This is a genomic window from Jiangella asiatica, from assembly GCF_004349065.1.
GTDB lineage: Bacteria > Actinomycetota > Actinomycetes > Jiangellales > Jiangellaceae > Jiangella > Jiangella asiatica.
This window is the reverse complement of record NZ_SMKZ01000048.1, coordinates 1-18329: the sequence shown is the minus strand read 5'-3', so window position 1 is coordinate 18329 and position 18329 is coordinate 1. Positions and strand designations below refer to the sequence as shown.

The window sequence follows — 18329 nt, the reverse complement described above, 5'->3', positions numbered from 1 at the left end:
TCATCTCGTGGTGGCGGTGGCCCGCTCGTTGTGGCGGCCGACGGCGCGGGTGTGGATGCGGCCGTCCGCCGGGTCGACATGGACGTCGACCCGGATCCCGTAGGCCCGGCTCAGGTGCTCGGGCGTCAGGACGTCGTGCGGAGACCCGTCGGCGGTGACGCGGCCCGCTTCGAGCAGGAGGACCCGGTCGGCCACGGCGGCCGCCTGGTCGAGGTCGTGCAGGACGAGCCCGACACCGATGCCGTGCTCGTCGGCGAGCTCGCGGACGACGTCGAGGATCTCGATCTGGTAGCGCAGGTCGAGGAACGTGGTCGGCTCGTCCAGCAGCAGCAGGCCGGTGTCCTGCGCCAGGCAGCTGGCCAGCCACACGCGCTGGGCCTGGCCGCCGGAAAGCGCCTGAACCGGGCGGTCGGCCAGCTCATCGATGCCGGTCAGTGCCATGGCCCGCTCGATCGCGCCGGCGCCGCCCGGGTCGCGTCCGCTCCATCGGGCGCGGTGCGGGTGGCGGCCGAACTCGACCAGCTCACGCACGCTGAGCCCGCCGGGTGTGGTGCGGCTCTGCGCCAGCAGCGTGATGCGCCGGGCCAGCTCGCGCCCGTCCAGGGCGAGCACGTCGGCGCCGTCGGCGAAACTGATGGCGCCGGCGGCCGGCAGGTGCAGCCGCGCCAGCGCGCGCAGCAGCGTCGACTTGCCGCTGCCGTTGGGGCCGATCAGCGCGGTGACCGTGCCGGCGGCGAGCGAGATCGACGCGGCGTGCACGACGACATCGCGCCCGTAGGCGAGGTCGACGTCACGTGCGGCCAGGCCGGCGGGCGGCAAAGTCGGCGAAACGGTCACGGCGCCAATGTAAGGACTGGCTAAGCTAATAAGCAAGCCGGCCTAGGATGCGGCCATGGCTGCTGAGATCACCCGGGTAGGCGTCGTCGGGCTGGGCACGATGGGTGCCGGCATCGCGGAGGTGTTCGCGCGCGCCGGCCTGAACGTGGTCGGCGTCGAGCGCGACGACGCGGCGCTGGCCGCCGGGCAGGGGCACCTGCGTTCGTCCACCGACCGGGCGGTCGGCCGGGGCAAGCTGACCGAGGGCGAGCAGGCCGAGCTGATCGGCCGCGTGAGGTTCACCACCGCGCTGGACGACCTCGCCGGTGTCGATCTCGTGGTCGAGGCTGTCCCGGAGCGGCTGGACCTCAAACGCGAGCTGTTCGGCCGGCTCGACGCCGTCGTCGGACCCGACGCCGTCCTGGCCACCAACACGTCGTCGCTGTCGGTCACGGCCATCAGCGCCGCGGTCTCGCGGCCCGAGCGCGTCGTCGGCCTGCACTTCTTCAACCCCGCACCCGTCCAGGCCCTGGTCGAAGTGGTCAGCACCGTGGTGACCTCGCCGGGCGTCGTCGCCGCGGTCACCGAGCTTGCTCGCCGGCTGGGCAAGACACCGGTCGCATGCGGCGACCGCGCCGGCTTCGTCACCAACGCGCTGCTGTTCGGCTACCTCAACCGGGCCGCCGTCATGGTCGAGACCGGTCACGCGGCGCGCGAGGACATCGACGCCGCGATGACCGCCGGCTGCGGGTATCCGATGGGCCCGGTGGCACTGCTCGACCTCATCGGCCTCGACACCGCGCACGAGATCCTCGTGACGATGTACCGGCAGGGCGGCGACCGGCTGCATTCGCCGGCGCCGGTTCTTGGGCAGCTGGTGGCGCTGGGCATGCTGGGCCGCAAGACCGGCCGCGGTTTCTACGACTACGCGTCCGCCTCGGGCCCGGCGGCTCCGCCGGCGGGCCGCGACGTCGGCCGGGTGGCCGTGCTCGACCCGGCGCTGGCCGACCCGCTCGGTGAGCTCCTGGCCAAGGTCGGCCTCGACGTGACGACCGACGACGACGGCGTGCGCGCGGCACAGCTGGTGGTCGCTCCCGCCGTCCCGGCCCTGCTCGCCCGGCTGGACGAGCGCCTGGCGCCGGACGCGGTAGTCGCGGTCACCGGCTCCGGTCCCGTCGTCGCCTCCGCCGCAGCGACCTCCCGCCCGTCCGATGTCGTCGGCCTGCACCTCACCGGGTACGCGCCGGGCGCCGGCGTCGCCGAGGTGGTCCGCACCGCGGTGGCCGCGCCGGACGCCGTCGCCACCGTCGCCGCCATCTGCCGCGCGGCCGGGCTGACGCCGGTCACCTGTGCCGACCGGGCCGGCCACCTCGTCGACGCGCTGCTGTTCCCGTACCTGAACGACGCGGTCCGCATGGTCGAGGCGAACTACGCCGGCGTCGCGGACGTCGACACCGCGATGCGGCTGGGCTGCCGGCTCCCGACCGGCCCGTTCGAGCTCCTCGACGCGATCGGTCCGGCCACGGTGCTCGAGACCCTGCGGCGCATGCACACCGAGGTCCGCGAGCCTGGCCTTGCCCCGGCGCCGCTCCTGGAACACCTGGTCACCGCCGGCCTCCCCTTCTCCGCACTGTGAATGGTGGATCTCCTGCCGCTTCCGCCGGCGCACGTGACCTCGAAATGATCACGTTCAGCACGAGATCTCGTGTCACACCATGCTCGCAATCATGGTGTGACACGAGATCTCGTGCTGAACGTGATCATTTCGAAGCCACTGTGTGAGACTGCTGCGGTTGCCCAGTCAGCCGGGGGAACGCCTGACGGTGTTCACGGGATCGTCACCTCGGCGCCGCCGCTGGAGTCTGGTGCGGGACGGGCAAAGCTTGACATCATGGGCGACTCAGAGCCAACGGGAAGGTAACGGCCATGCGCTCCTCTGCCCTCGCCCGCCACCTCATCGCCCTCGTCACCACCCTCCTCGCCGTCGTCGCGCTGATCGTCGGGTTCGTGTCGCCGGCCAGCGCATACCCGCCGGACCCGCCGTCGCCGGCGGAGTCCGCGCAGCAGCTCGCCGGCCTCACGGTCGCACCGCCCGGATCGAGCAGCGGGTACTCGCGCGACCGGTTCCCGCACTGGAGTCCCGCGGAGGGCAGCTGCAACACCCGCGAGATGGTGCTCGTCCGCGACGGTTCCGGCGTCAGCACGGGCGCCGACTGCTATCCCACCGCCGGCAGCTGGTACAGCGTCTACGACCAGGTGTGGATCGAAGAGCCGTCCGACGTCTCGGTCGACCACATGGTGCCGCTGGCCAACGCCTGGCGTTCCGGCGCCAGCTCCTGGACCGAGGACCGCCGCGAGGACTTCGCCAACGATCTCGCCCGCGGCCAGCTGATCGCGGTCACCGCTAGCAGCAACAGCTCCAAGGGCGACAGCGACCCGTCGGAGTGGCGGCCGCCGAACCAGAACTGGTGGTGCTACTACGCACGGCACTGGACCGACGTGAAGTACGACTGGGACCTCACCATCACCTCCGCGGAGAAGACCGCGCTGCAGGAGATGCTCGCCACCTGCTGACGCCAGACCACCAGCTGACACCATGGTGGTGTGCACGAAAGCATCGAGGCCGGGCCCGACGGCGACTGGGTGGTGCGGCGCATCACCGGCAGCTCGTCCACCAAGGCGTACCGATGCCCCGGCTGTGACCAGCTGATCCGGCCGGCCACGCCGCACGTCGTGGCGTGGCCGGCCGTCAGCACGTCGTTCACCGGCGAGGGCGTCGACGAGCGCCGGCACTGGCACACCGGCTGCTGGCGGGCGCGCAGCCGTCGTCGCTGACGTGCTCACGGCGCCGACAGCGCCGTCGTCGGCGACATCCGGGCGGCCCGCGCGGCCGGGTAGGCGCCGGCGAGGGCGCCGACGACGATCGTCGCGCCGGCCGCGGCGGCCAGGACCCAGGCCGGCAGTGCGAGCGGCCACCCGCGCGTCGACGCGAACGCCGCGGTCAGTCCGCCGCCGAGAACGGCACCGCCGACCCCGCCCAGGCCGGCCAGCAGCACCGACTCGCCGAGGAACTGCCGCCGCACATGCGCCCGGGTCGCGCCCAGCGCCCGCCGCAGCCCGATCTCGGAGCGTCGTTCGAGCACGGCGATGACCATCGTGTTGGCCACGCCGATGCCACCAACCAGCAGCGCCACGCCGCCCAGCGCCAGCAGCAGCGTCGTCAGCGTCTCGTCGGTCGCGGCCTGAGCGGCGAGGGCGTCGGACGGCCGGCTGACGGTGACCTCCTCGGGGCTGGACGGGTTCACGGTCGCTGGCAGCACGTCGCGCACGGCCGCGACGGCCGACTCCGGTGAGCGCTCGTAGATCGTCGTCGGCGCGCCGTCGAAGCCGAGCACCTCCATGGCCGCCGGCCACCCGATCAAGACCGCCGAGTCGAGCTCAGGCGCCAACGGCACCGGGTCGAGGGTGCCGACCACCGTGAACCACTCGTCGCCGAGCCAGACCGAGACGGTGCCGTCGGTCCGGGACACCCCGAGGCGTTCGGCGGCGTTGGCTCCCAGGACGACGGTCGGATAGCCGGCCAACGCGTCATCGAGCCAACGGCCGGAGCTGACCGTGCCGCCGACCGTGTCGAGCAGGTCGGTGCGCGTGGCGAGGACGGTCAGGCCGTTGGTGTGCGTCTCCTCGATCTCGGCGCTTCGGTAGACGGACGCGTCGACCTCGCCCACCGCGCTGACCGACGTGACCGGACCCACCCGGGCCACCATGTCGACGCTCCCCTCGGGCAGCGTGGCCTGCTGGCCGCCGAGCGTCTGCCCGGGCGCGACCGTCAGCAGGTTGGTGCCAAGTGCCTCGAGCTGCTCGGTGACCTCTTCGCGGCTGCTTGCCGAGATGCCCACGACGGCGACCATCGCGGCGATCCCGACCGCGATGCCCAGCGCGGACAGCACCGCTCGCAGCGGACGCGCCCGAAGGCCGGACGCCGCCACCCGCAGGACGTCACGGGGGCGGAGCCGGGACGGGGTGGGCGCGCCGGCGCGCCCGTTGGGCTTCGGGCCGGTCACCTCGTCCTCCGTTCGTCGTGTTCAATCCGCCCGTCGAGGATGTGCACCTGACGGGGCAGCGAGTCGGCGACGTCGTGGTCGGGGGTGATCACCACGACGGTGGTGCCGGCCGAGTGCAATTCGTGCAGCAGGTCGAGCACGCCGGCGCCGGAGGCCGAGTCGAGCGCACCGGTCGGTTCGTCGGCGAGCAGCATGGACGGGCGGCCCGCGACCGCACGCGCTACCGCAACCCGCTGGCGCTGCCCGCCGGAGAGCTCGTTGGTCCGGTGATGCATCCGGTTGCCGAGTCCGACCCGCTCCAGCGTGGTTCGAGCCCGCCTCCGCCGGCGGGCCAGTGGCGCGCCGGTGTAGAGGAGCCCGTCGGCGACGTTGTCCAACGCGCTGACCCCAGGGTTGAGGAAGAACTGCTGGAAGACGAAGCCGATCCGGTGCGCTCGCAGCGCGGAGAGCTGGCGGTCGTTCATGGCGCCGACGTCATGGCCGTCGATGTGGACGGTCCCGGAGTCGGCTTGGTCCAGCGTGCCGAGGATGTGGAGCAGGGTCGACTTGCCCGCCCCCGACGGCCCGACGATGCCGACGAGCTCGCCGCGGTCGATGCGCAGGCTCAGTCCGCGCAGCGCGCGCACCGGCGGATGTCCCGGATAGACGCGGACGACGTCCTCCAACTCGACGACGGCGTCGGCGCCGGCCGCGCCCGTGGAGGCGGCGGTCGCGAGGGTGTCGGTGCTCATCGGCCGGCCACCCCCACGACGGTTCCCTGCGCCAAGCCCTCGCCGCTCACTTCGACCCGGCCGTCGGCGAACAGGCCGGTGTCGACGGCCGTGATCGATGTCGTGCCGTCGTCCGCCACCACCTCGAGCCCGTAGCCGCCCGCGGCCAATGCCAGCAGGGCGCTGATGGGGACCAGCAGGACGTCGGTGCGCTCGTCGACCGCGACCAGGACGTCCACCGGCGACCCGATCAGGTCCTCGCCCACCGGTTCGGCCAAGGTCACCTCGACGGCGGTGATGGTGTCGTCGGCACCGGAGGACTCCTCGCCGGCGCCCGGACCGCCTTCGGAGCCGCTGGACTCCGCCTTCACGACCGTCACCGATCTGACGCTCCCGGCGATGTGCTGGCCGCCGGGTAGGCCGACCGTGACCGCGGTGTCCACCGCGAGCAGGTCACGGTCGTCCACGTCGGCTTCCAGGCTGACGACCTGCTCGTTTCCGGTGAGGTCGAGCACGGCCGAGCCAGGCTGCACCGAGCCGCCGACGTCCACGTGCACGCCGTCGACGCGGCCGCCGGCCGGCATGAAGACGACGCTCGCCCGCGAGACCGTGCCGGTCGCGGCGGCGCCGAGGTCATCCTGCCATTCATGTACGGCGGCCTCGGTGTGCCACGTGTACTCGTCGTCGGCGGTGAAGCCGTCGTAGCCGAGCGCCACCAAGTTGGCTTCCAGCTGCTCGACGTCGGTCCCCGTGTCACCGGGCGCGATGTCGCGGTACATCGGGACCATCCCGGCGAGCAGCGTGACCGGTTGCTCGTCGAGGTGGTAGAGGGCCGCTCCGACTCCCACAACGGTGCCCTGGGCGGCGATGCGCGTGATGGTTCCGGTGCCTGTGGCGGACACGGTGAACGGCGACCCGTGGCCGAGCGTTCCCGCCCACGTCTCCGTCGCCGAGATCGTGCCGCGAGTGACCTCGGCGGTGGCGACCGGGCCGGACACCGTGGGCGACGCCGACTCGGACAAGCCGTGCTGCCAGTACCACGTGCCCGCGCCGGCGCCGGCCAGCACGACGGCACCCAGTGTGAGCCAGAGACCACGCCGGCGTGGACGGGCCGGCTCGTCGGCCTGCTCGGAGGCTTCCTCCGCGGCATCCTCGTCGGCGAGGCTGAGTGTCGTCGTGCGTGCCTGGTCAGGATTGCTGCGCACTGCCTTCCCCCGTCTCCTCGCGGACTACGCCCGTCTCCTCGCGGCATTCCCGCAGCGCGGCTCGAAACTCCTCCCGGTCGACGTCCTCGGGCAGGCCGCTCTCCCAGACGTCATCGGGCACCTCGACGCCCTTGTCGCGCATGCACTCGGTGAGCGCCAGCCGGGTCTCCTCGTCCTGCGGCCCTCGTTGCTCGATGGTCGCCTGGGCGGGCAGGAGGTCGCGACAGGCGTCCAAAGCCGGGCGCAGCACCTCGCGGTCGTAGTCGCCGAACACCTGCATCGCCTCCATGAACGCCTCTTCACCCGTACCCGTCGGGTCAGGCATGTCGATCCCGTTGTCGCGCATGCACTGGGCGAACGCGAGCCCTTGATCGTCCGGTTCGACGTCCTCGGCCGTGGCGTCCTCGGTCGTGTCCTCGGTCGGGGTGTCGTCGGCCGCGTCGCCGGAATCGTCCGGCGTGCCCTCCGGGATGACGACGATGTCGTCGCCGGCCGACGCGACCTCCTGGTCTTCGGAGTCGCCACTACAGGCCGTAAGGGCCATGAGCGCGGCCAGAGACACGGCCGAGGCGGCCAGACGAAACCGTCGCCGCCCGGCGGTTGTGGCTGTCATGTCGTACTCCTCTGGTGGGACCCCGGCGCAGGGCGCACCGGGCAGCACCAGGTGTACGAGGAAGCGGATAAAGCCGGCGTCAAAGCTGGGCGCGTCCGTTCTGTTCACGCACGGTTCTTACGCGGTTCTTAGGTCGCGCGGGCCAGGATGACCGCACACTCGATCGAGCGAGTTCCCTCGGTGGGACGCGGGAGGTGGATGGTGCGAGTGCTCGTCGTCGAGGACGAGCGGCTGCTGGCCGACGCGATCGCTCGTGGCCTGCGCCGAGAGGGCATGGCGGTGGATGTCGGGTACGACGGGGCGGCGGCGCTGGAGCGGCTCGGCGTGAACGACTACGACGTGGTCGTGCTCGACCGCGACCTGCCGGGGACGCACGGCGACGACGTATGCCGTGTGCTGGTCGCGGAGCGGCACGACGTCCGGGTCCTGATGCTGACGGCGGCGGCCGACGTGGTCGACCGCGTCGAGGGCCTGGGGCTGGGCGCCGATGACTATCTCGGCAAGCCGTTCGCGTTCGCTGAGCTGGTGGCTCGGCTGCGGGCGCTCGCCCGACGCAGCCGCGCGGCCAGCCCGCCGGTGCTCGAACGCGACGGTCTCCGGCTCGATCCGGCCCGGCACGAGGTCACCCGCGACGGCGTGCCGGTGCGCCTGGGCCGCAAGGAGTTCGGTGTGCTCGAGGAGCTCATGCGCGCCGACGGTGCCGTCGTCAGCGCCGAGCAGTTGCTGGAGAAGGTATGGGACGAGAACGCTGATCCGTTCACCAACGTCGTCCGGGTGACCGTCATGACGTTGCGACGCAAGCTCGGCGATCCGCCGATCGTGCGCACCGTGGTGTCGGCCGGCTATCGCATCGGGGGCGGCGGGTGATCGCGGCCAGGTGGCCGATCAGGCTGCGGCTGACACTGCTGTACACGCTGGCGTTCCTGGCCGCCGGCGTCGTGTTGGTCCTGATGATGTACTTCCTGGTCTCGCAGTCGCTGCTCGACGCGCCGTCCAGCCGCCGCGATCTCCTGGACGACGAGGTCGAGCGGCGCACGGCGGGCATTGACGAGACCGTTCGGTCGGCCATCGAGGCATACCGCGCCGAGACCTTGCACGGGCTGCTCACCTGGTCGATCGTCGCGCTGGGTGCCGCCTTGGTGCTGGCGGGTGTCCTCGGCTGGTTTCTGGCCGGGCGTGCGCTCCGGCCGCTCCAACAGGTCACCGAGACCGCGCGGCGGGTCGCTGAGCGCAACCTGCACGAGCGGATCGGGCTCACCGGGCCGAAGGACGAGCTGAGGGAGCTCGCCGACACCTTCGACGCGATGCTCGAACGGCTGGACCGGTCGTTCGACGCACAGCGCACCTTCGTCGCCAACGCGTCGCACGAGTTGCGCACGCCGCTGGCGGTCAACCGGACTCTGCTGGAGGTGGCGCTGGGCGAACCGGACATCTCCGACGATCTGCGACGGCTGGCGCCGACGCTCCTGGCCACCAACGAGCGCAGCGAGAGGCTGGTGGAAGGGCTGTTGACGCTGGCCCGTTCCGAGCAGTCGGTCACCGAACCGGTCGCGGTCGATCTGCGCGAGATCACCTCGGCGGTCCTCGACCAGGAGAAGGGCGAGGCCACCCGCCACGGGATGGCCGTGACGTCGCAGCTGCGGCACGCGCTGACGACCGGCAACGGCGTCCTGCTGGAACGGATGGTGGTGAACCTGGTGCAGAACGCGATCCGTCACGGCGGTCCGGACGGTACGGCGCGGGTGTGGACCGGGCCGCGGGACGGCTGGGTCGCCATCCAGGTCGAGAACACCGGTCCGAAGCTCGGTACCTACGAGGTCGAAGGGCTGTTCGAGCCCTTCCGGCGGGGTGAGGGCCGGAGTGCGCGTGGCCAGGGCGTCGGCCTCGGCCTCTCGATCGTCCGATCGATCGCCCGCGCCCACGGCGGACGGGTGGTCGCCCGGCCCCGCGACCAGGGAGGCTTGCTGATCCGTGTCGACCTGCCCGCTAGGGTCCAAGGGTGAGCCTTCCGCTGGTGCTGCTGCACGCGTTCCCGGTGTCCTCGGTCATGTACGACGGCGTCGTCGAGCGGCTGCCCGGGGTCCGGGTGATCCGGCCGGACCTGCGCGGCTTCGGCACCGCGCCCGAACCCGGCGGCGAGCAGCCGACGATCGACCGGTACGCCGACGACGTCGCCGAGCTGCTGGACCGCGAGGGCGTCGAGCGCGCCGTGGTCGGCGGGCTGTCGATGGGCGGCTACGTCACCATGGCGATGCTGCGCCGGCACCCCGGCCGGGTCGCGGGGGTGGTCCTCATGGACACCAAGGCCAGCGCGGACACCGGCGAGGCACGCGTCAACCGCGAGCGGATTGCCGCCGCGGTGCTCCAGCACGGCACCAGGACGCTGCGCCCGATGGTCGACACGCTGCTCGGCGACACCACACGGCGGGAGCGGCCCGCCATCGTCGCCCGGGTGTCGGCGTGGCTGGACGCGGCCCGGCCCCGGGGGGTCGCCTGGGCGCAGCGCGCGATGGCCGCGCGTCCGGCGTCGTTCGACACGTTGCGGACGGCGAGCGCCGCCGGCGTGCCGGGTGCCGTGGTCGTCGGCGCCGAGGACACGCTGGCCGGTGAGGACGACGCGCGGGCCATGGCAGCGGCGTTCCAGTCATTCACGCAGGTGCACGTCATCGCGGCGGCCGGGCACCTCAGCGCGGTCGAGAACCCCGACGCGGTGGCCGCCGCCGTACATGGTGTCCTGGACACCTGGCAGGATCTGCCCCGTACCTGATCCCGCGCATCCAGAATCCAGAGGAGCCTTCGTGACCAGCGACGACCGGCACGCGTCCGCACCGGCCACCCCGCCGCCCGCACCGCCCACCCGGCCCACGCTCGCCATGACCCGGCGGCACGGCGACCTGCTTGTCACGTCCGGGCAGACCGCGGTGGGACCGGACGGCGCGCTCATCGCCAGCGGGCGGGTCGGCGACCAGGTGGACCTGGAGACGGCGCGGGCGTGCGCCTGGCGGTGCATGGCCAACGTGGTGGAGGCGATCCGGGGCGAGCTGGGCACGTTGGAGGCCGTCACCGCCGTCGTCAAGATCACCGTCTTCGTGGCCAGCGCACCCGGCTTCATCGAGCAGCACCTGGTGGCCGACGCCGCGACCGCCTACCTGAAGCATGTGTTCGGGGACGAGGTCGGGCACTCCTCGCGCAGCGCCATCGGTGTCGCGGAGCTGCCGACCGGCAGTCCGGTCGAGGTCGAGGCGATGGTCCGCGTCGCCAGCTGACGCGGACACGACTCGCGGGCGGGTGGCCCGAGCCCGACGGCTCGCGCCACCCGCCCGCGGGTGTGTCTGACCTACTTGTCCTGCGAGGGGTCGTCGACCAGTTCGGCGTCGACGACGTCGTCGGACTTGCCGGACTCGACGGCCGGCGCCGGGTCGGTCGGCGCGACCCCACCGAGCAGGCTGCGCAGCTGGCTGAGGTGCGCGGTGATGCTGTCGCGCTGGCGGTTGAGCTCGGCCACCTCACGCTTGGCCGCGGTGAGCGTGGAGGACGCCTCGCTCTTGGCCTCGCCGACCATGGACTCCGCGTGCGCCTTGGCCTCGGCGACCAGCTGCTCGGCGTTGCGCTTGGCGCCGGCCACGAGGGCCTTCGCCTGCTCGTCGGCCTCGCGGCGGACCTTCTCGGCGCGCTCGTGGGCGGCGGCGGCGCGGGACTCGGCGTCGGCGGCACGGTTCTCGGCGTCGTTGACCAGCTTCTGGGTCTCGGCGACGGAGGCCTCGTAGCGCTCGTTGATCTCGCGCTCGAGCTCTTCGCGCTTGGAGACCAGCAGCAGCTCGTGCTCGGTGTTCTCCTTCTCGGCCTTGAGTTGCGCCTCGTCGAGGATGGCCTGGGCCTTGGCCCGCATGGACTCGGCCTCGCGCTTCGCGGAGTTCCGCTGCTCGTCCACCTCGCGCTTGGCGGTGGCGCGCATCTCGGTGACCTCGCGCTCGGCGACCGCGCGCATGCGGCTCAGCTCGCGCTCGGCCTGGGCCCGCCGCTCGCTCGTCTCGTGGTCGATCGAGGAACGGACCTTGGCCGCCTCGCGCTTGGCGGTCTCGACCAGGTTGGACGCCTCGCGGTTGGCCGCGGACCTGACCTCTTCGGCCTCGACTCGGGCCTCGTCGATGAGCTCGTCGGCGCTGCGCTTGGCGTTGGCCTGCAGCTCGCTGGCCTCGTTCTCGGCCGCGGTGCGCAGCTCGGTGGCGAGCACCTGAGCCTCGGCGCGGGTCTCGCTGGCCTCGGCGTCGGCCTGCGCGATGAGCTCGCTCGCCTGCTCCTCGGCGAGCCGGAGCAGCTGCTCGATGCGCGCTCCGAGCCCGGAGTACGACGGACGCTCGACCTCACGGAGCTCGGTACTGGCCTGGGCGAGCTCCTGGCGGAGCCGGACGACCTGCTTGTCCAGCTCATTGGCGCGGCCGCGCGTCTGCGCGAGCGTCGCCTCGAGTTGCCGCACGTGCTGCTCGACCTGGACCCGGTCGTAGCCACGCATCGCGATGGTGAACCCGCCCGTCGGCGAGCCGTCGAAGATCGACAGGCCGTCCGTGCCCGTCTCCCTGACCGCTACTTCTCTTACCTCGCTCATGTTCTCCCTCATCGGGGGTGCGACCACCGGTGGTGTCGGCACACGTCTGTGGTTCGGTCGATTTCCGTCGAGGCGCTATGCCCGGGTCTTCCCCGTCACGGACGCCGAGCCCCTCGCGTGCAACGCAGAGTACTCCGCTTCCGCGTCGCTGCCGATGGCGGTGGACGTCCGCACACCGCGGGCTGGCCGGCTTTCGGGGGGTTCGGTTGGTCGGGGTCGGGCAGTCACGTCCTCAGGAGATCAACGTCTGGCCTCTCCAAGGTGCTCACGTTAGTTGCCCGAGTGCGAACTCACCACCGGTTGGGACACATCCGTCGATATCTCTTCGACTGGACTCGTCACCGTAATCTTCAGGGCATGGCCGTGTTCACGACGATCGACCACGTCGGCATCGCCGTCGTGGACCTCGACGCCGCCGTCGAGTGGTACCGCGAGCAGTTCGGGATGGAGGTGGAGCACGAGGAGGCCAACGAGGAGCAGGGCGTGCGCGAGGCGATGCTGCGCGTCTGCGCCGGCGACGACGGTCCCCGCATCCAGCTGCTCGCGCCGCTGCGCCCCGACTCGCCGATCGCGCGGTTCCTCAACACCCGAGGCCCCGGCATCCAGCAGCTGGCCTACCGCGTCGACGACGTCGAGGCGGCCGCGGCCACGCTGCGAGCGCAGGGACTGCGGCTGCTCTACGACACCGCGCGCCGCGGCACCGGCGGTTCGCTGGTCAACTTCGTGCACCCCAAGGACGCCGGCGGCGTGCTGGTCGAGCTGGTGCAGCCGGCCTGACGACCGGGGGGCAAGAGGGCCGGTTACGGTTGGAGTGGCTGGAAACAGAGGAGGACGCATGGTCGTCATCGCCGGTGGGGCGCGGACCCCGATCGGAAAGCTGCTGGGCTCGCTGTCCGGCTTCTCCGCCACCGATCTGGGCGGGTTCGCCATCTCCGCCGCGCTCGACCGGGCCGGCGTGGCAGCCAACCAGGTCCAGTACGTCATCATGGGCCAGGTCCTGCAGGCCGGCTGCGGTCAGATCCCGGCCCGGCAGGCCGCGGTCAAGGCCGGCGTCCCGATGACCGTCCCGGCGCTCACGGTGAACAAGGTATGCCTGTCCGGCATCGACGCCATCGCGCTGGCTGCCCAGCTCATCCGCGCGGGCGAGTTCGATGTCGTCGTCGCCGGCGGCATGGAGTCCATGACCAACGCGCCGCACCTGTTGCCCGGGTCGCGCGCCGGCCACAGGTTCGGCGACGTCACCCTGCTCGACCACATGTCCTACGACGGGCTCTACGACATCTTCACCGACCAGGCCATGGGTGCGCTGACCGAGTCGGCCAACCGCACGCTCACCCGCGAGGAGCAGGACGAGTTCTCCGCCGCCTCACACCAGCGGGCCGCCGCGGCGTGGAAGAACGGGCTGTTCGCCGACGAGGTCGTCCCGGTCGAGGTTGCGCAGCGCAAGGGCGACCCTCTCGTCGTGGACCGCGACGAAGGCATCCGCGCCGACACCACGGCCGAGACGCTGGCCCGGCTCCGGCCCAGCTTCCGTCCCGACGGCACCATCACCGCCGGCTCGGCGTCCCAGCTGTCCGACGGCGCCTGCGCGGTCGTTGTCATGAGCGAGGCCAAGGCCGACGAGCTCGGCGTCACCCCGATCGCGCACGTCGGCGCGCACGGCGTGGTCGCAGGCCCGGACTCCACGCTGCAGAGCCAGCCGGCTGCGGCCATCCGGGCGGCCTGCGCCAAGGAGGGCATCGACCCCGTTGATCTCGACCTGGTCGAGATCAACGAGGCGTTCGCGGCGGTCGGCATCGCCAGCACCCGCGAGCTCGGGCTCGACCCCGCGCGGGTCAACGTCAACGGCGGCGCCATCGCGGTGGGGCACCCCATCGGCATGTCGGGTGCGCGCCTCACGCTCCACCTGGCGCTGGAGCTGCGCCGGCGCGGCGGCGGGGTCGGCGCGGCGGCGCTGTGTGGCGGCGGCGGCCAGGGCGACGCCCTGGTGCTGCGGGTGCCGTGACGGCCGTCGACGAACTCGTCGCCCGGGCGCTCGACGGCGACCCGCGCGCGGTCGCCAGGCTGCTCTCCCTGGTCGAGAACGGCTCGGCCGAGCTGCGTGAGGTGGCGGCGCTTCTCACCCCGCACGCCGGCGGCGCGTTCGTCGTCGGCATCACCGGCGCACCCGGCGTCGGCAAGTCGACCACGACGTCGGCCCTGGTCAGCGCATTCCGCGCGCGTGACGAGCGGGTTGGAGTGCTGGCCGTGGACCCGTCTTCACCGTTCACCGGCGGCGCGCTGCTGGGCGACCGGGTCCGGATGCAGGAGCACGCCACCGACGCCGGCGTGTTCATCAGGTCCATGGCCACCCGCGGCCACCTGGGCGGGTTGTCGTGGGCCACGCCGCAGGCGGTCCGCGTGCTCGACGCCGCGGGCTGCGACATCGTGCTGGTCGAGACCGTGGGCGTCGGGCAGTCCGAGGTCGACGTCGCTGCGCTCGCCGACACCACCGTCGTGCTGCTGGCGCCGGGCCTCGGGGACGGCGTGCAGGCGGCGAAGGCCGGCATCCTGGAGGTGGGCGACGTCTTCGTCGTCAACAAGGCCGACCGCGAGGGCGCGGACCAGGTGGTCCGTGACCTGCGAGCCACGGTCCGGATGACCGAGCACCCGCCGGGCGCGTGGCGCCAGCCGATCCTGACCACCGTCGCCTCCCGCGGCGAGGGATTGGACGAGGTCGTCGACGCCGTCGAGAAGCACCGGTCGTGGTCGGCCGACAGCGGTGAGGCCGGCCGGCGCCGGGTCCGGCGGGCCCGCGACGAGATCGAGGCCATCGCCCTGACGGGGCTGCGCCGCCGGTTCGCGGGGTTGCACGGCGACGCGCGCCTGGACGAGCTGGCAGCCAGCGTCGTCGCCGGCGAGCAGGACCCGTACACGGCGGCGGAGAAGATCGTCGCCGCGATGTCATGATCCGGCGTGGCGTTAGGGATCACGACCAAATCTGGGGTACAAAGTCTTCAAGCACCGCGCGCGGCGGCCCCGTTCGCGCGCATCGGTACGAAAGGATGATGCAGTGAGGAAAGCGCTCATCATCCTGGGCATCGCGTTTTTGGTCTACTTCGTGCTCACCGAGCCGGAGGGCCTGGCCGACCTGCTCGGCGAACTCGGCGGCGGCATCGCGGACTTCTTCGACGCCGTCATGACGTTCTTCACCGAGCTCTTCTAGCTCGGGCCCATGTGGACCCCGCGCCGGACGGTCGACGGTCTCACTGACGGTTTCGTCCGTTGGCTGGACCGGGTGGCCGAGGACGGCCTGATCCGGCTGTTCTGGCGCAACTTCACGTCGTGGTTCGGGCACCGGCTGGTCAAGCGGAAGCTCGTGGCCGGCGAGGAGATCGTCGCCGAGTGCAAGCACAGCCTGGTCCTCTACGCGCTGCCGGCGCTGGCCGCCCTGGGCGGGCTGGTGTTGCTGGTGGCCACGCCGTTCATCGAGGCGCGGATCGCCTGGCTGCCGCTGGCCGGCGCGGTCGGTCTGCTCGGGTACACGTTGATCAAGTCGTTGTACATCTCCCGTGACCGGTTCGTCGTCACCGACTCCCGGGTCTTCCGGGTCTGGGGGCTGTTCACCCTCAAAGAGGCTGAGATGGAGATCGTCCGGCTGCTCGACATCACCGTCGAGCGCCCATGGTGGCTGCGCCCGTTCTTCTCCGGCCACCTGGTGCTGGAGAACGCCGCCCAGGAGCAGGGCGTGCGCGACATCACCTACATCCCGCGCCCGGCCGACGTGGCCCGGGTCATCCATGCGCTGCGCCGCGAGGCCACCGGTGCGTCCGCGCCGGCGGCTGAGGAGCCGAAGAAGCCGAACCCGCGCCGGCCCGACCACCCGCGCTCACGGCAGGCCGTCTCCGCTCGTCGGCGCTACGACGTCTACTAGGGTCCCGTGTCGGGTCATGCACTACCGTCGACGACAGGGGGCCGGAAGTCCCCTGGAGTCGTCGGTCCAGAGCGGACATTGACAGGTGGGAGTTGGTGCTTGGTGCTGGACCCGACGCTTGTGCGAGGCTGACTGCTCATGGCGGAGCCACTGGACCTGGACTTCGACCCGATCGAGCGTGCCGCGTCGATCTGGCGTGACCGCTTCGGGCCCTCCGACGCCATGGCCGCGGCCACGTCGATCATGCGCGTGCAGCAGCTGCTGATCGGTGAGTTCGACCGCATCTGCCGGCCGTACGGGCTGACGTTCGCCCGCTACGAGGCGCTGGTGCTGTTGAGCTTCAGCCGCACCGGTGCGCTGCCGATGGCCAAGATCGGGGAGCGGCTCATGGTGCACCCGACCAGCGTCACCAACACCATCCAGCGGCTGGAGACGGCCGGTTTCGTCACTCGCGAGCCCAACCCGCGCGACGGCCGCGGCACGCTGGCCCGCATCACCCAGTCCGGCCGCGACGCCGTCGACCGCGTGACGACCGAGCTCATGGAGGCCGAGTTCGGGCTGCGCGCACTCGGCGACGACGAGCGAAAGCTGGTGTTCGACCTGTTGCGTGGCCTACGCATCGCCGCCGGCGACTTCCGCGACTGAGGCCGGGTGTCCCGTCGTGGTGATCGAGCTGAAGCCGTCGGCGTAGTCCTCGGCCCGCAGGCCGAACAGGTGCCGCTGCGCGACGAAGCCGATCATGACGCCGTAGAGTGTGCGCCCGATCTTCTGCGCGTCGGCGTCGGCCGGCACGTACCCCACGGCGCGCCAGCGTTCGGCCAGCTCCACCCAGCGGGCGATCAGCCGGTCGGCGATCGAGGTGACGATCCCGTTGATCTCCTGGTTGCGCAGGGCCTCGGACCACACGTGCAGCGCGACCTTGGTGCGGTCGGTGCCGTCGTCGGTGACCAGCTCTTGGATGTAGGTGATGACGCGGCGCAGTGCTTCGTCCGGCCAGGGACAGGGATCGCTGTCCATCATCTCGTGGAACACTTCGTCGGCGATGCCGGCGATGCCCTCGGCGGTGGTGCGTACCAGGTCGGCCTTGCTGGGGAAGTACCGGTAGACCGCGCCCGCCGACAGCCCTGACTCGGCGAACACGTCCTGCATGGACGTGGCATGGAAACCCTGCTGGGCGAAACAGCGCCAGGCCGCCTCGAGGATCTGTTGGCGGCGGGCAGCGAGATGGGCGTCGGAGACACGGGGCATGCTCACATTGTAAAACGAACGCCCGTTCTTGACAGCTCCAGGCGCCAGCGAGAGTATTAGAGAACGATTGTTCGTTTTATTGCGGAGGAAATCATGCGCAGGGTCATCGGCATCGCGCTCGGCCTGTCACTCATGATCGGCGTGCTGGTCACCGCGTTCGTCTGGCCGAACTCGGAGGTGGCGCCACGGGACGTGCCGATCGCCGTCGCCGGCTCGCCGGAAGCGGTCGGCCAGGTCGAGGAGCAGCTGTCCGCGGCCATGCCCGACGCCTTCGACGTGTCGCAGGTTGACGACGAGGCGGCGGCACGCGAGGCGATCGAGGACCGCGACGTCTACGGCGCCGTGTTGCTCGATCCCGCCGGGCCGCCCCAGGTACTGACCGCGTCGGCGGCGGGGCCACTGGTGGCCCAGCTGTTGCAGGGGGTGGCCGCCGAGCTCGCGGCGCAGTCCGGTGGCGGCGAGGCGCCGACGGCCGCCGTCGAGGACGTCGTGCCGCTGCCGCAGGACGATCCCCGCGGCGCCGGGTTCAGCTCCGGCGCCCTGCCGATGGTCCTGGCCGGCATCGCGATCGGCGCGGCGATGAGCTTCGTGGTGCCGGGTGTCGGGCGACGGCTGGTCGGCGCCACCGTCGCGGCGCTCGGCGGCGGGACCGTCGCGGTGCTCGTGATGCAGACGTGGCTCGGCGTCCTGGACGGCAACTGGCTGGCCAACGCCGGCGCGTTCGCGCTCACGCTCGGTGCGACGTCGATCGGGCTCATCGGCCTGAACGCGCTGCTGGGTCACCCGGGCGCCGGCCTGGGCGCGGCAGTGGTGCTGCTGCTGGGCAACCCACTGTCCGGGGTCACGTCGTCGCCGGAGCTGCTGCCGTCCGGCTGGGGCGCCTTGGGTCAGCTCCTCCCGCCCGGTGCCGGCGGCACTCTGCTGCGCTCGACGGCCTACTTCGACGGTGCCGGGTCCGGCCAGGCCCTCCTGGTGCTGGGCTCCTGGGTCGTGGGCGGGCTGCTGCTGGCGGCGCTCGGTGCCCGGGTGCGCGGGGACCGTGCGAACGCGGCCAGCCTGCACGAGGCCGCGGGCGGTGTTCCCGGTGATCCTCAACGGTTGGTGACGCCATAGGCAGGCTCAATCGTTGATGATCACCGGACAGGGCCCGGGGG

Annotated in this window: 21 protein-coding genes; 14 read left to right on the top strand and 7 right to left on the bottom strand. The window is 71.9% G+C overall.

Annotation, left to right across the window (positions count from 1 at the left end; translation table 11 throughout):
* The gene (locus tag E1269_RS25025; protein ID WP_131899696.1) at nucleotides 1-837 is read right to left on the bottom strand and encodes an ABC transporter ATP-binding protein; all 837 of its coding nucleotides are present in this window, start codon (nucleotides 835-837) and stop codon (nucleotides 1-3) included.
* A gap of 55 nt (nucleotides 838-892) precedes the next feature.
* On the opposite strand from E1269_RS25025, the gene E1269_RS25020 reads away from it, so the two are divergent.
* The 3 genes from E1269_RS25020 to E1269_RS25010 all read left to right on the top strand — a co-directional run bounded on the left by E1269_RS25020 (nucleotide 893) and on the right by E1269_RS25010 (nucleotide 3651).
* Nucleotides 893-2452 (top strand): 3-hydroxyacyl-CoA dehydrogenase family protein, encoded by a 1560-nt coding sequence (locus E1269_RS25020; protein ID WP_131899694.1) that lies wholly within the window; start codon nucleotides 893-895, stop codon nucleotides 2450-2452.
* 290 nt (nucleotides 2453-2742) lie between these two features.
* Complete coding sequence (locus tag E1269_RS25015) at nucleotides 2743-3390, top strand: HNH endonuclease family protein (protein ID WP_131899692.1); 648 nt, start codon at nucleotides 2743-2745, stop codon at nucleotides 3388-3390.
* A gap of 30 nt (nucleotides 3391-3420) precedes the next feature.
* A complete protein-coding gene (locus E1269_RS25010) occupies nucleotides 3421-3651 on the top strand; it encodes a hypothetical protein (protein ID WP_131899690.1) in 231 nt (76 codons plus the stop codon).
* Nucleotides 3652-3656: 5 nt separating this feature from the next.
* Here the strand turns inward: E1269_RS25010 and E1269_RS25005 are convergent, their stop codons facing one another.
* The 4 genes from E1269_RS25005 to E1269_RS24990 are packed head-to-tail and all read right to left on the bottom strand — an operon-like array spanning nucleotide 3657 to nucleotide 7408.
* A complete protein-coding gene (locus E1269_RS25005) occupies nucleotides 3657-4880 on the bottom strand; it encodes an ABC transporter permease (RefSeq protein WP_131899688.1) in 1224 nt (407 codons plus the stop codon).
* Nucleotides 4877-5611: an ABC transporter ATP-binding protein gene (locus E1269_RS25000; protein ID WP_131899686.1), complete on the bottom strand. Its 735-nt coding sequence runs from the start codon at nucleotides 5609-5611 to the stop codon at nucleotides 4877-4879. The genes E1269_RS25005 and E1269_RS25000 overlap by 4 nt, the downstream gene beginning before the upstream one ends.
* A complete protein-coding gene (locus E1269_RS24995) occupies nucleotides 5608-6795 on the bottom strand; it encodes a peptidoglycan-binding protein (protein WP_131899684.1) in 1188 nt (395 codons plus the stop codon). The genes E1269_RS25000 and E1269_RS24995 overlap by 4 nt, the downstream gene beginning before the upstream one ends.
* The gene (locus E1269_RS24990; protein WP_131899682.1) at nucleotides 6779-7408 is read right to left on the bottom strand and encodes a hypothetical protein; all 630 of its coding nucleotides are present in this window, start codon (nucleotides 7406-7408) and stop codon (nucleotides 6779-6781) included. Before E1269_RS24990 ends, E1269_RS24995 begins: the two co-directional genes overlap by 17 nt.
* Nucleotides 7409-7609: 201 nt before the next feature.
* Here E1269_RS24990 and E1269_RS24985 point away from each other — a divergent pair, with 201 nt between their 5' ends.
* From E1269_RS24985 to E1269_RS24970, 4 genes are read left to right on the top strand one after another with little or no spacing between them, the layout of a single operon-like run.
* Nucleotides 7610-8275 (top strand): response regulator transcription factor, encoded by a 666-nt coding sequence (locus E1269_RS24985; RefSeq protein WP_131899680.1) that lies wholly within the window; start codon nucleotides 7610-7612, stop codon nucleotides 8273-8275.
* Entirely contained in the window at nucleotides 8272-9411 is a 1140-nt protein-coding gene (locus tag E1269_RS24980) for a sensor histidine kinase (protein WP_203434048.1), read from the top strand. Before E1269_RS24985 ends, E1269_RS24980 begins: the two co-directional genes overlap by 4 nt.
* A complete protein-coding gene (locus E1269_RS24975) occupies nucleotides 9408-10175 on the top strand; it encodes an alpha/beta fold hydrolase (RefSeq protein WP_203434047.1) in 768 nt (255 codons plus the stop codon). Before E1269_RS24980 ends, E1269_RS24975 begins: the two co-directional genes overlap by 4 nt.
* 31 nt (nucleotides 10176-10206) lie before the next feature.
* Nucleotides 10207-10674 carry a RidA family protein gene (locus E1269_RS24970; RefSeq protein WP_162606621.1) on the top strand — a complete coding sequence of 156 codons (468 nt, stop codon included), beginning with the start codon at nucleotides 10207-10209 and terminating at the stop codon, nucleotides 10672-10674.
* 71 nt (nucleotides 10675-10745) lie between these two features.
* Here E1269_RS24970 and E1269_RS24965 read toward each other — a convergent pair whose 3' ends face one another.
* Complete coding sequence (locus E1269_RS24965) at nucleotides 10746-12014, bottom strand: coiled-coil domain-containing protein (protein WP_131899676.1); 1269 nt, start codon at nucleotides 12012-12014, stop codon at nucleotides 10746-10748.
* 357 nt (nucleotides 12015-12371) lie between these two features.
* Here E1269_RS24965 and mce point away from each other — a divergent pair, with 357 nt between their 5' ends.
* The 6 genes from mce (at nucleotide 12372) to E1269_RS24940 (ending at nucleotide 16572) form a co-directional block, all read left to right on the top strand.
* A complete protein-coding gene (gene mce, locus E1269_RS24960) occupies nucleotides 12372-12791 on the top strand; it encodes a methylmalonyl-CoA epimerase (RefSeq protein ID WP_131899674.1) in 420 nt (139 codons plus the stop codon).
* A 58-nt stretch (nucleotides 12792-12849) separates the two neighbouring features.
* Nucleotides 12850-14019 carry an acetyl-CoA C-acetyltransferase gene (locus tag E1269_RS24955; RefSeq protein ID WP_131899672.1) on the top strand — a complete coding sequence of 390 codons (1170 nt, stop codon included), beginning with the start codon at nucleotides 12850-12852 and terminating at the stop codon, nucleotides 14017-14019.
* Nucleotides 14016-14963: a methylmalonyl Co-A mutase-associated GTPase MeaB gene (meaB, locus tag E1269_RS24950; protein ID WP_131899670.1), complete on the top strand. Its 948-nt coding sequence runs from the start codon at nucleotides 14016-14018 to the stop codon at nucleotides 14961-14963. The genes E1269_RS24955 and meaB overlap by 4 nt, the downstream gene beginning before the upstream one ends.
* 103 nt (nucleotides 14964-15066) lie before the next feature.
* Complete coding sequence (locus E1269_RS33055) at nucleotides 15067-15219, top strand: hypothetical protein (RefSeq protein WP_203416749.1); 153 nt, start codon at nucleotides 15067-15069, stop codon at nucleotides 15217-15219.
* Nucleotides 15220-15228: 9 nt separating this feature from the next.
* A complete protein-coding gene (locus tag E1269_RS24945) occupies nucleotides 15229-15927 on the top strand; it encodes a PH domain-containing protein (protein ID WP_131899668.1) in 699 nt (232 codons plus the stop codon).
* 138 nt (nucleotides 15928-16065) lie between these two features.
* A complete protein-coding gene (locus E1269_RS24940; RefSeq protein ID WP_131899666.1) occupies nucleotides 16066-16572 on the top strand; it encodes a MarR family winged helix-turn-helix transcriptional regulator in 507 nt (168 codons plus the stop codon).
* Here the strand turns inward: E1269_RS24940 and E1269_RS33050 are convergent.
* Nucleotides 16540-17175, bottom strand: a complete 636-nt coding sequence (locus E1269_RS33050) for a TetR/AcrR family transcriptional regulator (RefSeq protein ID WP_203434046.1) — start codon at nucleotides 17173-17175, stop codon at nucleotides 16540-16542. The genes E1269_RS24940 and E1269_RS33050 overlap by 33 nt on opposite strands.
* A gap of 93 nt (nucleotides 17176-17268) precedes the next feature.
* Between E1269_RS33050 and E1269_RS24930 the strand changes: the two genes are divergently transcribed.
* The gene (locus tag E1269_RS24930; RefSeq protein WP_131899664.1) at nucleotides 17269-18288 is read left to right on the top strand and encodes an ABC transporter permease; all 1020 of its coding nucleotides are present in this window, start codon (nucleotides 17269-17271) and stop codon (nucleotides 18286-18288) included.
* Nucleotides 18289-18329: the final 41 nt, after the last annotated feature.

Bases quoted from the DNA above. Each gene is read 5' to 3' on its own strand.
- E1269_RS25020 (WP_131899694.1), top strand. From the start codon at position 893: ATGGCTGCTGAGATCACCCGGGTAGGCGTCGTCGGGCTGGGCACGATG.
- E1269_RS25015 (WP_131899692.1), top strand. From the start codon at position 2,743: ATGCGCTCCTCTGCCCTCGCCCGCCACCTCATCGCCCTCGTCACCACC.
- E1269_RS25000 (WP_131899686.1), bottom strand. From the start codon at position 5,611: ATGAGCACCGACACCCTCGCGACCGCCGCCTCCACGGGCGCGGCCGGC.
- E1269_RS24990 (WP_131899682.1), bottom strand. From the start codon at position 7,408: ATGACAGCCACAACCGCCGGGCGGCGACGGTTTCGTCTGGCCGCCTCG.
- E1269_RS24965 (WP_131899676.1), bottom strand. From the start codon at position 12,014: ATGAGCGAGGTAAGAGAAGTAGCGGTCAGGGAGACGGGCACGGACGGC.
- mce (WP_131899674.1), top strand. From the start codon at position 12,372: ATGGCCGTGTTCACGACGATCGACCACGTCGGCATCGCCGTCGTGGAC.
- E1269_RS24955 (WP_131899672.1), top strand. From the start codon at position 12,850: ATGGTCGTCATCGCCGGTGGGGCGCGGACCCCGATCGGAAAGCTGCTG.
- E1269_RS24945 (WP_131899668.1), top strand. From the start codon at position 15,229: ATGTGGACCCCGCGCCGGACGGTCGACGGTCTCACTGACGGTTTCGTC.
- E1269_RS24940 (WP_131899666.1), top strand. From the start codon at position 16,066: ATGGCGGAGCCACTGGACCTGGACTTCGACCCGATCGAGCGTGCCGCG.
- E1269_RS33050 (WP_203434046.1), bottom strand. From the start codon at position 17,175: ATGCCCCGTGTCTCCGACGCCCATCTCGCTGCCCGCCGCCAACAGATC.
- E1269_RS24930 (WP_131899664.1), top strand. From the start codon at position 17,269: ATGCGCAGGGTCATCGGCATCGCGCTCGGCCTGTCACTCATGATCGGC.